Genomic DNA, 13,209 nt, shown 5'->3' with positions numbered 1-13,209 from the left:
CTCAGAAGAACGTTCTGCCGCGGTCGACGAGATGTTTGGTGAGATAGAATCTTCCGAAACCTTAGTTGATGTGTTACGCCGCTTCGATGACAAGGCCGCAGACTGGCTCGAACTGGGACTCGATGACGTCTTTGATGGTTTTCTTCCCATCGACGTGACGATTGATCAGCTACCGTCGCAAATCGTAGTAAACAAGCAAAATCTTTCGATCCAGTACAGCCCCATTGAAAAGGACGATGAACTAGCCGGACTCGCGGTTGTCGTAACAAATATCACTGCCGAAGTAGAGCGTCAGAAGCTTGAAGCAGAAAGCCGAGAAATGATGACGATGATTGAACGAATTTCGATTGATCGATCTGGCTTTCTCGAGTTCTTCCAAGAAGCTGAAGCCATCATCGAGTCATTGCGAAATGAGTCACGCGATGACATGGTACTTCTGAAACGTCGTGTTCATACGCTTAAGGGAAACGCGGCAATCTTCGGGATGAGTCGGCTTGCCGATGCCTGTCATATCATTGAAGATCATATCGCTGATACCGGCCAATCTCCCGATAGTCCAGCATGGACGAAATTGTTCAGCTGTTGGGCTACCGCACGCGGAAATTTACGCCGATTGGTAAGTGACGAATCCAACGAATTGAGACTCAGTGATAAACGATACAACAACCTTCTACTTGGTCTCTTGAATGGCGAATCTCATGACGCAATCGCCATGCGTGTCGCGGTCTGGCCCTTGGAACCTACCCAACAGCGTTTGAAACGCATCTCAGAGCAAGCGAAACGCTTAGCGTCGCAATTGGGCAAAGGAGATATCAACGTCTCCATTCAGGACAACGGACTGCGAACTGAATCAAACAACTGGTCGGGATTCTGGGGAGCGTTGGTTCACGTGGTTCGCAACTCGGTTGATCACGGTCTGGAATCGATGGAAGACCGCAATCTCGCAGGAAAGTCCACGGCCGGGCATCTGACACTGAAAACTATCTGCACAGATGACCGGTACGTCGTATCGATCGCTGATGATGGAAAGGGAATTGACTGGGATCGCATCAGAGAAGTTGCGGAAGAACGTGGGATTCAAGTGAAATCGAACGAAGATCTGGTTGACGTGTTGTTTGCTGATGGTGTTAGCACGGCGGCCGAGGTAACGGACACGAGCGGACGTGGCGTTGGCATGGGAGCCCTCAAGGAGGCTTGCGAATCCCTGGACGGAAGCATCCAGGTCATCAGCCGTCGTGGCGAAGGAACTGAATTCCGGTTCTCATTCCCAATCGAAAAGATGGCCCCCGAAACCCATGAACTGCTCGCGTCCTATGGAATTAGCAATTGCCTGGAGTCACTTACCAGTGGGTGTGAAGCTTAGGCAAGAAGAACTTGGTTTTCACCACGTCATCTGATGCTAGGACGTCCCTAGCCACTTTCAACACTTCACAACCAGAGAGAAAAAGCAATGCGAACCCAATTATCAACAGAAGAGACGTTGCAGGAAGACTTCTGGGAGTCATTCAGTGAACTGATTCAGTGCTACCAGAATGAGCCACCCAAAATCGAACGTTGCCTAGACGATGAAATCGAGGCAAACATGACTTCGATCATTGGACTGTCGTGCCCCGAGTTTTCGGCGTCCGTCGCGTTGGTGACATCAGCGGATGCGGCATTGAAGCTTGCGAACGTCACCCCCGAGTGCATTCCAGATTGGCTGGGCGAACTTGCCAATCAACTGGGAGGTCGGTTCAAAAACAAACTAGCCAACTACGGCGTTTTGCCTCACCTCAGCACTCCGACTACGGTGGAAGGACGCTACATCCAATTGAGCTCGACTTCTGCAAAAACGTTTGCTTTGACCGCCCACTTCGATGGTGGTTCGGCCATCGCTCAAATCACTCTCAAGATCGATGACGACCTTGAGTTGAATGAATGTGAATCGACTCCAGCTTCCGAAGAAGGCAGCCTCGAGTTGTTCTAGGACCTTTCCAATTTCTTTTTAGCTTATCAACCCAAAAAGTGAGTGTTTCCATGAGTGCTACAGTTTTAGTTGTCGACGATTCCGCAAGTGTCCGTCAACAAGTTGGTGCGACCCTCAAGCAAAGCGGCTTCAACGTTGTCGAGGCAGTCGACGGCGTGCAAGGCTTCAACCGCATTGAGCAGGGTGGAATTGACTGTGTCATTTGCGATGTGAACATGCCAAATATGAACGGAATCGAAATGGTTCAAAAAGTGAAAGCGAATCCGGCGAATGCCGACTTGCCGATCGTCATGCTGACGACCGAAGGCGCTAAAGAACTTATCACCCAGGCCAAACAATACGGAGCCAAAGGTTGGATCGTGAAACCATTCAAAGCCAACCTCTTGATCGCTGCCGTCGAAAAGCTTACCGCAACCTGCGTGGGCTAATCGAGGGCGATCGAAAACTAAAATAGCACGGGGCACTGGGGAATTATGATTGATCACTACCAACAATCAGTGGGTAGCTTGGATTGCCTCGACAATCCAATCGAAAAGAGGCTTACGGACATAGGTTGTCGAATGACGCCAGACGGCAATGACCTGCTATGTCCCGTCGGATCATTGTCTGCATTGGCGGAAATCGTTCGACAAACTGCTCACACCAGTGATTCCGATGCTCCGTGCGGGTTGGTATCGGATGCATTTGAACATTGCGAAAATGCATCTTCGACTGACGTTGAGACACAATCGGACACATACCGAACAGGCAATGCGTCCGGTTCAGGAACGGCGGAAAAATACGGGGCTCTCAGTCAAGCAATTACTGACCAAATCGTGCAGAGCCTCGACAGCGCCAATGAAATTACGGAACGCGCAGTACTTGCAATCGGCAACCAGATTTCATCGCTATTTGAGATTGCCAAGAACAATAACGAGGCCGCTGTCAGCTCTCTCGGTGAGGTGCTCGGACGAAGTGCAAGCCACTCACATGATGAATTGATCGGTGCAGACGAAGCTACATCGATTGCGTCATTGCTGGAGAACCAACGTCGCAGCATTCAATTGTTTGTTCAAAAAACAGAAGAGTTTTTCCGTCGACAGACCGTACTCGCAGAAGAGTCGCAGTCACGGGTAAGAAACATGGAATGCAGTATCTCGAAGATCCAGGACATCGTAGTTGGCAGCAAGATCCTAGCAATCAACGCGCAGATTGAGGCCGCAAGGCTTGGGCAAGCAGGTCAAGCGTTCTCTGTTGTTGCACAACAGATGAAGGTTTTCTCAATGGAAACTAAAAACGCCAATGATTCAATTGATGCTTCCGTCGATTCGGTTGCTGAGATGATGTCGCGGTTTCGACACGACACGATTGAGATGCAAGACAGCCTCAGCGAATTTTCGCATGATCTTGCTTCAGAAGTTGCCGAGCTTGAGGATCGTACCCGACTCCTGATGGACTCGCTTTCCGGGACCTTGGATCAGATCAGTAGCAGCAACGAACAATTGACGAGTCGTTCACAATTGGCATTGTCAGAGCTTCAATTTCAGGATCCGCTGGCGCAGGATCTGCGTCGCACTCTTCACAAGGTCAAAAAGCTGCAAAGCATCATCGACACCGGCACCTGCGATGAACGGGAGCCAGAATCTTACATTGATCATATCGGAGGAGATGGAACCTTGGAACGTGATGCAGGCGAAGTGGAGCTTTTCTGAAATAGCGACCTTTGCGATCGCAGCAGCACAAATTCCAGATGCATCAGCGTTTTGCCATTCTTCGGATTGGTCTTCGAGAACGGTTTTGACCGACCGGTTACCGCAGATACAAAGAGCTTCGGAACAGTGCACTTCGGAACAGGCACGGTCCATGTGCATTGCATTCACGGTGAGCGAAATCATCGGGCTCGGACCTGCAATTGAAAGCATTCCATCAAGTCGCGAATGGGATCCGATTCCCCTCACTTCGCAATTGCTTGCGTTGCAAAATTAACCAATGGAGCAGGATCTTTCAGTGAATGCGGATGATGCTCTAATCCAGGTCGCCGGAGCACTTGGATCAAACCGCCGAGCTCGCGATAGCGTTGAATTAGAATATCGCTATTTTCGCTTGGTGGAACGATAAGATCCGCTTCGTTGATCATTGCGAAAATTGGTACTCCAGCTTGAACAAGTTCGGAAAGCTGGTGCAGCGGCCCATCCTCGAACACCTCTGTTTGTTCATCGGTCATCTGGTAGGCGTCGAGGCATGTTTGCCAAGCTTTTGGTGCTCCTCTTCCAACGCCTTTGCCTCCCGGCCAGGACCGAATATCCATCACCGCGTTGTCGACATAGATCCCGCTGACTCGCTCCGGGTTGACCGACGCCCAACGCATTACAATTAGACCGCCGCGGCTCATTCCCTCCAATAGTGGACTGGAATGCAGACCGATTTGCTGGCTCAAACGATAGAACTGATCCCAACGCTTGATGGCGGTTTCGTTGCCATATAGATCCGCGACGTCGCAGTAGCAAACGTGCCACCCTTGTTTCAACAACGCCACGTCGAGTTGCGGTTCGTGGCCCCAAAACCGAGCCCGCCAAATCCATGGTGCCTTCGGTGCTGGCGTGGCGGGGCTGACCAACCTGCAAGGCACCCCGTCGATCTCAAATTCATGTTGAACAAACCCATGGAAATCACTGACAGAAACCTGAACTCCAGGCTGATCGATGAGGCGATCAGCGGGATTACCATCGGATGCCGCAACAGTGGACTTGTTTCCTGATCGGCTTATTTCGTCTCCCGCGCCCCAGGCGTGGGAGGCGAAACCGAGAGCGATCACCAGACAGAATGATTTGAATGCGGGAGGATCGTATTGGGCAAACATGTTCGGCGACGAAAGTGTGAGAGGAGCGACAAAGTCGGGCGTTCCCGAGACTTCAAATGATTATCGAGGAACAGGAACAATCGAGTTTGTCCTGTTCTTTTCTATGCGAGAATACACGAACCTAAGGTCGAGTGTCTTCTCTACTCACCGCATTGAATCCGAGGTGGGGAAGTCGGTCGCGTATCTGGAGTCAGCATGGCAGCCACGACGGATACCAGAAGGAAACAATTTCCGGTTTCGTTCGTTTGTGACGGCACCTGCGTAGCAGACAGCGAAAGTCAAGCGTTGATTATCAATCACTCGGTTCAGTAGAAATCATATGTCCGGCGGTGTATGCAACGACAATCGCTTCTCCCCGATGCTGGGAACAAGCGGATATCCAAAGTTCTTCACGAAGCACCAGCCTTCGATGACCGAACTTTCGGGAACCACAACGAGCGTGCCCGTTCAACTGGCGGTTTCGGTGCGCCATCTTGACGGACGATTATTGGCTCATTCCCGCAAATTTCCTGCAATTGACGTAACCCTCTCAAGCAGAAAAGACGATAAACGAGACAACGTCTTCTAGTTTGGGCAAGTCTTTTCAATGGATATCCGCTGGCACCACTCCGCCGTCCACTGTTTGACAGTGCTAGCACTGACCGTGGTTTGTCCAGCGTCTACTTCCATCGCAGGAGATGAGACTGCCGGTCTCGTCGAAGAGCGTTCTTCGGTCCCAACGCTCGTCGTTCCCTTCGAAAACAGCATCCGTCAAAGCGACGTATCCGGCGTCATCACGCGAATTCGCGAGTTGGAAGCGATCGTCGCGGACATGCAGGCTGACTCCTCAAATGGGGTCACACCGCCCCGAGCAACGGGCGACGAGATGCCACACCGGCGTCTGCCAATCGCAGACCAATCCACGCACGATGGAATCTATGACTCTGGTTGGACGTGGCGTCCCCGGGACCCTCAGGAATCGCCCTTCGAGTTAACTGTTGGACTACACAATCAGTTTCGCTACACGGGTTTTTCTCGTGAAGAAGCCACGTCGGTCGACGCTGCCGGAAACATTCGCGAGATCAACAACCGGAACGACTTCAACATCAACCGAGGTCGGCTGGTGTTTTCCGGGTATGCGTTTGACGAGGACCTGCGGTTCTATTCCAACATCGACTACAGCACCGTCACCTCCAATCCCATCCAGTTACTGTTGGGTTGGATTTCGTTTCGGATGTCCGATCGGCTTTCGATCTACCTTGGGCTTGGCAAACTGCCAGGAACCTGGGAATGGACCGAAACATCTCGGTACACGCTCGGTGCCGACCGAACGATGGCGACAACATTCTTTCGACCGTCCATCACAGCGGGTATGTGGGCCAAAGGCAAACTGACCGACGACGTCTCATACCACGTGCTGGTCGGGAACGGCTTCAACACACTTTCACTGCAAGCATCCGAACTCGACACGCAACTCGCCTATTCCGCCCTCTCGTGGTGGGAACCATTGGAAGAGTTCGGGCACGGTTTCTCAGACATCGAGAACCACCCGTCATTGGCATTTCGATTGGGGCATGGACTGACTCAAACCAGAAACGCCAGCAGCAGCAACGCTGACCCCGCGGCCGAGCAAACCGTCATTCGACTCAGCGACGGAACTCGCCTGATCGAACCCAATGCGATCGCTCCCGGAGTGACGGTGAATGCCTTTGATATCTGGTTGTACTCCGCACACTTCGGGATGAAACGGCGAGGATTCAGCTTCAGCAGCGAAGTGTTCCTGAGGTGGCTTCGCAACATCGAAGGCGATACCGGCACCATGCTTCCCTCGCAATTCGACCAGGGATTCTTCGTTCAAAGCGGCGTGTTTGTCATTCCGCAAACGCTGGAACTGTTTGCACGTGGATCCCAGGTGAACGGGGAATACGGCAGCGGCGACGAAATTTCGGCTGGGTTCAACTGGTACTTGTTCAACAAGCGATCCGCTCGATTCACGTTTGACGTGACTTCCATCGACGATTCACCCGCACAGCAATCGCGAACGGGTTATGTCGCGGGAGAAAGCGGCACCCTGTTCCGGTCCCAGTTGTGGACCTTCTTTTGAGCCGCAAAGCTTCGTCGCAGTGGGTGAACGGCAACCTTTTCCGGTATTCGCCTGTTTGTGCCTGGGAATCATGGCGAACGCCAGTGGTTCACCTTCCAATCAGTACGCCAAATTGCCACCAAACTCAGGAACGCGGTCGGCTTTCACGAGGTCGGCCCATTGAATCAATCTTCCACGAGACATTTCCCAAAACTCTTCGCACAGTTCGAAGTACTCCAGAACCACGTTCTTTTGCCCCACCTCCAGCAATGCTTTCGCCAAAACCATGTTGGGCCCGAACGATTTCAACTGAGGAGAACCTGGCGTTTGGCCGGCCCGAAGCAGATACGATTTCGCTTCTTCCACGTCGCCGTTGAAGAGTGCCACGCGACCCAGGATCAAATTCCCATGATGGAGATGGTTTCCTCGATTTCGTCCGGACTCAGCGACTTGGAGCATCTCCTTGGCATAGGTTGCTGCCGCGTCGATGTCCCCGGCTTCGAAGGCAACCTTGGCCAAACTTTGCAGTAGAAACTCTTGCTCCATTGGCCCCGAGAGTCGATAAGCGGATTGGAACTCGCCAAACGATTTGATTGCAAGGTCCTTCCGTTCGGGCCCCTCGGAAAGCGAGATCATTCCCAAGGAATACAATTGGCCCACAGCGGAAGACCACTCGGGATCATTTGGAGCCAATCGTTTGCCTCTCTGCAACAACGTTGTTGACAAATCACGATCGTGAAGCAAAGAGTAACGTGCAGCATGGCGAAGAACCGCTGGACTTTCAGGCAAATCATCCGTTGCCTTGATCCAAGCCTTCTTCGCTGCATCATAAGCATCCGGTTGCAAGATTCGGTCGATTGTGACAAAGGGCGTCCCCATGATCTCGGCCTCCGGTGCATTCTCAATCAACCACCGCACGTGTCGCTGATGCGTTTCCTCTGCACCAGGCTGCTCACGCCGGCAGAGAAAGTAATACCCTAATAGCTTGGTTCGAGAATCAATGTCCGCCGGTTGGTCAGCCACCTTCTTTTCGAGCTCAGCGACCTCTTCCGGTGTCAATCGCCGACCCTGCATTGCCAATTTTTGAACATCCGACGCCATCCCCACCACTCCCATCTCACTCACAAGAAATCTGTTTGCGGCTTACCTGATCTGCTGCATCCTACTGAGGCGGGGAAAGCTTCGCGACAACTAGATACATCACCGGGGCCAGAATCAATACGACGAGGGTGCTGAGTGCAAGCCCGAAGGTGAGGCTGGTCGCCATCGGTGAGACCACTTGGGCTTCCTTGGATCGCTCCAGCAGGATCGGCATCATTCCGGCGCATGTGGTCACCGACGTCAGCAAAACGGCTCGAAAGCGACGTCGTCCGCCGTCGATGATCGCTTCGTGAAGCGGCAAGCCATCGGCCACACGACGATTGATAAAGTCAACCAGCACAATCGAGTCGTTCACAACCACTCCAGCGAGTGCCACAATTCCAAAGATGCTGAATAACGTCAGATCGATGTTCATCACGATGTGACCCAAGATGGCTCCGATGAAACCAAACGGAATGATCGAAAGGATTAGAATCGCTTGCCAACTCGAATTGAACTGGATTGTCAGCAACAGGAACATCGCACCCAAAACGAACACAAACCCCACCACCAAACTATTGACCGTCTCATCGGTCTGCTCCTGTTGTCCGCCCCACTGCAACTGAACTCCAGGAAACTCCTTTCGGAATTCTGAAACGAAGTTCGCTTTGAGATCGGACACGACGTTGAACGCATTGCCGCGAGTTTCGTCGACATCGGCCACCACTGAAATACTACGCATTTGGTTGACCCGACTGATCTCGGAGTATCCCCGTTGCACATCGACTTTGACAATTTCGCTGAGTGGCCTCTCCATACGATCCGTGCCTCGAACGCGAATGTCGTTGAAGCTGACCAATGTGTTGCGATCCTCACGAGGGTAGCGAACTCGCAGGGGCACTTCGTGGCGTCCCCGCTGCAATCGCATGACCTCTTCACCGTAGTACGATGCTCGGACGGTCCCCGCTACATCGGCCAGTGAAACGCCCATCGCTTTCGCATCGTCGCGAACCTTGATGCGGTATTCCCATTTGCCTTGGCGTGTGTCCGTTGCAATATCAGAGACATAGGGGTACTCACCCAGCTTTGCCTTGCATCGCTCGATCGCGGCGTCCAGCATCGCCAGGTTCTCACCGGTCGCCATCAACCTCAGCTCGATGGGCAGAGATGCAGGTCCACGGGGCGTCGCGCCAAAAGCAACGGCTTCGGCTCCAGGAAATCGCCCCGATTCCTCTCGCCACATTTGCACGATTTCATCACTCGATACCGTTCGTTCACCAATGTCATTGAGTTGGATGAACAAACCGCCAACGTGTCCGGCAATGCTGCTGCCTACCTCGTCGCCCGATGAACCGACGGTTCTTTGAACCGCTTGCACAAACCCACCAGGGTCAGCCGTCATCTTTTCGTCGATCGACCGCTGATTGACTTTCCAGATCGCTTCTTCCAAACGCTTTGTCGCCGCATTGGTGACATTCACCGGCGTTCCGTCAGGGTAAGTCACCTGCACAGTGATGAAACCAAAGTCAATCTTCGGCAGCAATAGAAACGGAACCATTCCCGACCGAACGACTCCCACCGACAAAATCAACAGACCAGCAAGCGTCGACAGGACAATAGCAGGGTTCCTAAGCGACCACCCCAAGATCGGTGTGTAGATCCGATCAATGCATTTGGTCAAAAGCTTCGACATCCCCGCGTTTGCTTTTTGAAGCAACCACGCCAATGGACGCAAAGGCATCAACAAGTACGTCACCACATCCAAGAATCGACTGCGTTTGTGTGACAGGTGCGACGGCAGGATGGTCAAACTTTCGAACATCGAGATGATCAACATCGCCCCGACACACATCGGTAAAACGACGGTCAATCGTTTGATTCGGCCTTCCATGTACATGATCGGCGCGAACGCAATCACCGTCGTTAGAATCGCGGTGATCACGGACGGCATCACCTCATACGCCCCGTCGATGGCAGCTTGGTGATAGCTCTTTCCCATTTCGCGATGCGCATAGATGTTCTCGCCAACCACGATCGCGTCGTCGACAACAATCCCCAGCGCGATCAAAAACGCGAACATGGAAGTCATGTTGAGTGTATGTCCGCCGAAGTGCATGTAGATGCATGCGCCCAACAACGAAATGGGAATGCCGAGCATCACCCACCACGCCAATCGCATTTCCAGGAACAAAGCCAGGACGATAAACACAAGAACCAAGCCCATCCAAGCGTTCTTGCTCAGCAGATTGAGTCGATTTTTGACGCTGGTCGAGCGATCGCGCATCGCAATCAATGAGTAGCCGTTTGGCAGTGCATCACTGCCATCCGCAACGAACTGCCGAACTTCTTCCGCAACCTGAATCAGGTCATCGGCACTGGTCGTTTCAATTGAAACCAATACAGCAGGATGACCATTGACTTCGTTGATGCTTCCTTCGACCGAGAACTCATCACGAACGCGACCGAGATCTCCAACAGTCAACACAGCGCCACCTGGCTGGCTCACCAGCGGAATTTCTTCGATCCCGGCCCCAACCGAACTCTTGTCACTCCCGCGAAGCAGCACCTCCTGCGATCGGCCGCGAAGGGTTCCGCCGGGAAGTTCCACGTTGTTTGCACGTACGATCTGAGCAACGCTCTGCAATGACAAGTTATATTTGCGAAGCGTGTCTTCAGGGATCTCGATGTCAATTTGATAGTCGGGTGTTCCGACCAAATCCGCAACGGACACCGCCGGCAACGCGAGAATCTCTTCGCGAATTTGTTCCGCGACGCGGCGAAGAGCAATCGCCGCTTCCGCTTTGGCTTCCGCGTGATCGAACGGAGGCCCGCGTGTCACATCGCTAGAACTCGATTCATCCTCGCCGGCGACATCCGAGAACTCAGGCACCTTTGGCCCCATCACCGCCACTCGAATCGCGGTCACAAACTTCGTGTTCATCCGGATGTCAGGCTTTTCGGCCAGCTCGGGAAAGCTGGGAATTTGTCCGATCAACGTGGTGACTTCCGTTAGCACACGCTGGGCATCGGCTTGATTCGCATCCGGATCCAGTTCCAGGGTGACCGTCCCCATGCCTTCGCGTGCCAAAGACGTCATCTCATCGACGCCATCGACGGTGCGAACCGCTTCTTCAATCTTTTCCAGAATGCCTTCTTCAATTTCGTCAGGGCTGGCACCGGGATATTCGACCGATATCGACAGCACATACAGCTCAAAGTCAGGCCAAAAATCTCGACGCAACTGCGACAGGCTGAACGCCCCCAACAACAGCACACCAACCATCACAACGTTCATCGCCTGCCAGTTTTTGACAGACCAAGCAATCAGAGCTTTCATCCGTCAGCCCGCAAGCTTGAGTTCGTTTGATTGGAATTCGACGTCGCATCGCCAATCGCCGGCGAAGCAGATTGCCCTGTTTTGTCTGGTCCCGCTTCTGCATTGGATGGCGTTTGCGCGCCCACAGGCATTCCTTCGATCGGATCGCTGATGGGCGAGACGATGATTCGAGTCGATGCCAAAGTGCACAGATGATCAAGTTCAGGTTGAACTTGAACGACGACGTCATCACCAGCCCGACTGACAATCGTGATGGGTACGATACGTAGCTTTCCATCAACGTTTAGCCAAAGCCGGTTGCCGGGTCGAACTGCCGACTCAGCCACACGAAAGAGGAGCTGATTAGGTTGAGTTTCGATCGAAACGTCAACAAACATCCCGCGGGTCAATTGCCGACTCGAACTTCCTTCCAAGGATGACTCAGGGGACTCCACCCGGAAGAGACATGGATAAGTCCGGGTATTAACATCGATGCCGACTCCATCGAGGCGTTCGAAGACCGCTGACCATTGATGGGATTCCGTTCCAAAAACACTGGAGATCGTCGCCGACACCGCCGAATTGATACGGTCGGCATCAGAGACCGCCGTTCCCGCCTGATCAGGATCGCTCGCAGCCAAGGTCGACAAAACGGATCGACTATTCCAAATCCAGAACATCTGATCCGCGGTAAGACTCGCCCGAACCTCGACGGCTGACGTATCTTCGATCGTAATAAACGGAGTCCCCGTTGGCAGGAACGATTGCTCCTCGACTTCGGATGACACAACGCGCCCGTCGATTGGCGATTGGATCTCGCAGCGGGACAGATCCAACCTGGCCCGCTCTAATAACACTTGCGTCAGCGATCGTTTCTCCGTTACCAACTGCAACTGAGCAGTCAGTTCACGCCGACGGTTTTCGAGTTCCACCAAGGCTGAGTCTGCAGCCAACTCAGCACGGCGAGCGGTGTCTACTTCGGAAGCGGATGCGGCCCGCTGGGCAACGAGCGAGTTGATTCGTTCGCGTTCTTGGCGAGCGATCTCGAGTTGCTTCTGGGCCAAAGACTGCAACTCCACAGTGTTCTCAATGCCAACCTGGACGGAGTTTTCTTCAGCAGCTTCTTGTTGAGCCAAAGCTTGCAAACGCTTCACTTCCAACTCGTACTCAGTCGAATCGAGTCGGATCAGCACCTGACCTTTTTTGACCTTTCGACCGGCACGAACGTTCTCAGACAACTCGACCACTCGGCCGGCAACTTCAGCAGCCAATCGCAGCTCACGCAATGGAACGACCACTCCATTGACATCGATCACCACGGGTCCACTATGAAAACGAAGGTCGTCGGTGCTGACAATCGTGACGGGAGACTTGGGCGGCTTGCTGCGCAGCGGCCGCTGACGTTCACCTAAGAATGTGTAGCCGTAGATTGCCGCAGCAAATAAACCCACTGAAACAATCAGGTTAATGGTGAAGTGGAGCGGCGACGATTCATTTGTAACCCCACTCGCCAAACGAGAAAGATCGGAAGTCATCCCAGACTCGCTGCCGTTTAAAGGCATCTTTTCGCTTGCCTCTAACTCAGAAGCAGGAGCCGAACTCGGCTCAAGGTCAGTCGATTGACGCGATCCAGATGCAGCTGACTGAAGAGATGGGACGTCGGGTATTTGAGTCATACGATCTGCGGGAAAGACGGGTGGATCATGGTCGCTAATCAGCTGGAAGCCGGATCGATCGATCGGAAATAGCTTTGACGTCCTGGAAATCTGGAACGCTCTTCTGTCAAAGACAACCGCGCAGCAAACACCGCAGTCACATACGTCCATTAAAACCCGCAGACGCATTTCATGTTCCGCGAAAAAATCAGTTTAGGCGAGATTTGCGACGAAACCCGCTTCATTCATTCATCGCGGGCCGCCAGCATCAACTGATCTCAACGTCCGTCC

General features: G+C 53.0%; 9 protein-coding genes. 5 read left to right on the top strand and 4 right to left on the bottom strand.

Annotated elements, in window-relative coordinates:
- The 4 genes from RE6C_RS27055 to RE6C_RS27040 form a co-directional block, all read left to right on the top strand.
- On the top strand, positions 1–1,363 hold a 1,363-nt coding region (locus RE6C_RS27055; RefSeq protein ID WP_173401839.1), incomplete at its 5' end, for an ATP-binding protein.
- 87 nt (positions 1,364–1,450) lie between these two features.
- The gene (locus tag RE6C_RS27050) at positions 1,451–1,966 is read left to right on the top strand and encodes a chemotaxis protein CheX (RefSeq protein ID WP_008661828.1); all 516 of its coding nucleotides are present in this window, start codon (positions 1,451–1,453) and stop codon (positions 1,964–1,966) included.
- 50 nt (positions 1,967–2,016) lie between these two features.
- Positions 2,017–2,394: a response regulator gene (locus RE6C_RS27045; RefSeq protein ID WP_039963591.1), complete on the top strand. Its 378-nt coding sequence runs from the start codon at positions 2,017–2,019 to the stop codon at positions 2,392–2,394.
- Positions 2,395–2,439: 45 nt separating this feature from the next.
- Entirely contained in the window at positions 2,440–3,657 is a 1,218-nt protein-coding gene (locus RE6C_RS27040; protein WP_008661825.1) for a methyl-accepting chemotaxis protein, read from the top strand.
- Between the two features lie 242 nt (positions 3,658–3,899).
- Here RE6C_RS27040 and RE6C_RS27035 read toward each other — a convergent pair whose 3' ends face one another.
- Positions 3,900–4,805 carry an alpha/beta fold hydrolase gene (locus RE6C_RS27035; protein WP_008661823.1) on the bottom strand — a complete coding sequence of 302 codons (906 nt, stop codon included), beginning with the start codon at positions 4,803–4,805 and terminating at the stop codon, positions 3,900–3,902.
- Positions 4,806–5,391: 586 nt separating this feature from the next.
- Between RE6C_RS27035 and RE6C_RS27030 the strand changes: the two genes are divergently transcribed.
- Complete coding sequence (locus tag RE6C_RS27030) at positions 5,392–6,888, top strand: phosphate-selective porin O and P (protein WP_008661822.1); 1,497 nt, start codon at positions 5,392–5,394, stop codon at positions 6,886–6,888.
- A 99-nt stretch (positions 6,889–6,987) separates the two neighbouring features.
- Here the strand turns inward: RE6C_RS27030 and RE6C_RS27025 are convergent, their stop codons facing one another.
- From RE6C_RS27025 to RE6C_RS27015, 3 genes are all read right to left on the bottom strand, one after another.
- Positions 6,988–7,968 carry a tetratricopeptide repeat protein gene (locus tag RE6C_RS27025; protein WP_236618558.1) on the bottom strand — a complete coding sequence of 327 codons (981 nt, stop codon included), beginning with the start codon at positions 7,966–7,968 and terminating at the stop codon, positions 6,988–6,990.
- Between the two features lie 61 nt (positions 7,969–8,029).
- Complete coding sequence (locus tag RE6C_RS27020; RefSeq protein WP_008661818.1) at positions 8,030–11,284, bottom strand: efflux RND transporter permease subunit; 3,255 nt, start codon at positions 11,282–11,284, stop codon at positions 8,030–8,032.
- Positions 11,281–12,939, bottom strand: a complete 1,659-nt coding sequence (locus RE6C_RS27015; RefSeq protein WP_039963597.1) for an efflux RND transporter periplasmic adaptor subunit — start codon at positions 12,937–12,939, stop codon at positions 11,281–11,283. Before RE6C_RS27015 ends, RE6C_RS27020 begins: the two co-directional genes overlap by 4 nt.
- Between the last annotated feature and the right edge of the window lie 270 nt (positions 12,940–13,209).

The sequence above is a fragment of the Rhodopirellula europaea 6C genome (genome assembly GCF_000338295.1).
Classification (GTDB): Bacteria; Planctomycetota; Planctomycetia; order Pirellulales; family Pirellulaceae; genus Rhodopirellula; species Rhodopirellula europaea.
This window is presented reverse-complemented; position numbering and strand designations above follow the sequence as displayed.

Coding starts and splice junctions, on each gene's coding strand:
- RE6C_RS27020 (WP_008661818.1), bottom strand. CDS start 11,284: ATGAAAGCTCTGATTGCTTGGTCTGTCAAAAACTGGCAGGCGATGAAC.
- RE6C_RS27045 (WP_039963591.1), top strand. CDS start 2,017: ATGAGTGCTACAGTTTTAGTTGTCGACGATTCCGCAAGTGTCCGTCAA.
- RE6C_RS27030 (WP_008661822.1), top strand. CDS start 5,392: ATGGATATCCGCTGGCACCACTCCGCCGTCCACTGTTTGACAGTGCTA.
- RE6C_RS27040 (WP_008661825.1), top strand. CDS start 2,440: ATGATTGATCACTACCAACAATCAGTGGGTAGCTTGGATTGCCTCGAC.
- RE6C_RS27025 (WP_236618558.1), bottom strand. CDS start 7,968: ATGGCGTCGGATGTTCAAAAATTGGCAATGCAGGGTCGGCGATTGACA.
- RE6C_RS27050 (WP_008661828.1), top strand. CDS start 1,451: ATGCGAACCCAATTATCAACAGAAGAGACGTTGCAGGAAGACTTCTGG.
- RE6C_RS27035 (WP_008661823.1), bottom strand. CDS start 4,805: ATGTTTGCCCAATACGATCCTCCCGCATTCAAATCATTCTGTCTGGTG.
- RE6C_RS27015 (WP_039963597.1), bottom strand. CDS start 12,939: ATGACTCAAATACCCGACGTCCCATCTCTTCAGTCAGCTGCATCTGGA.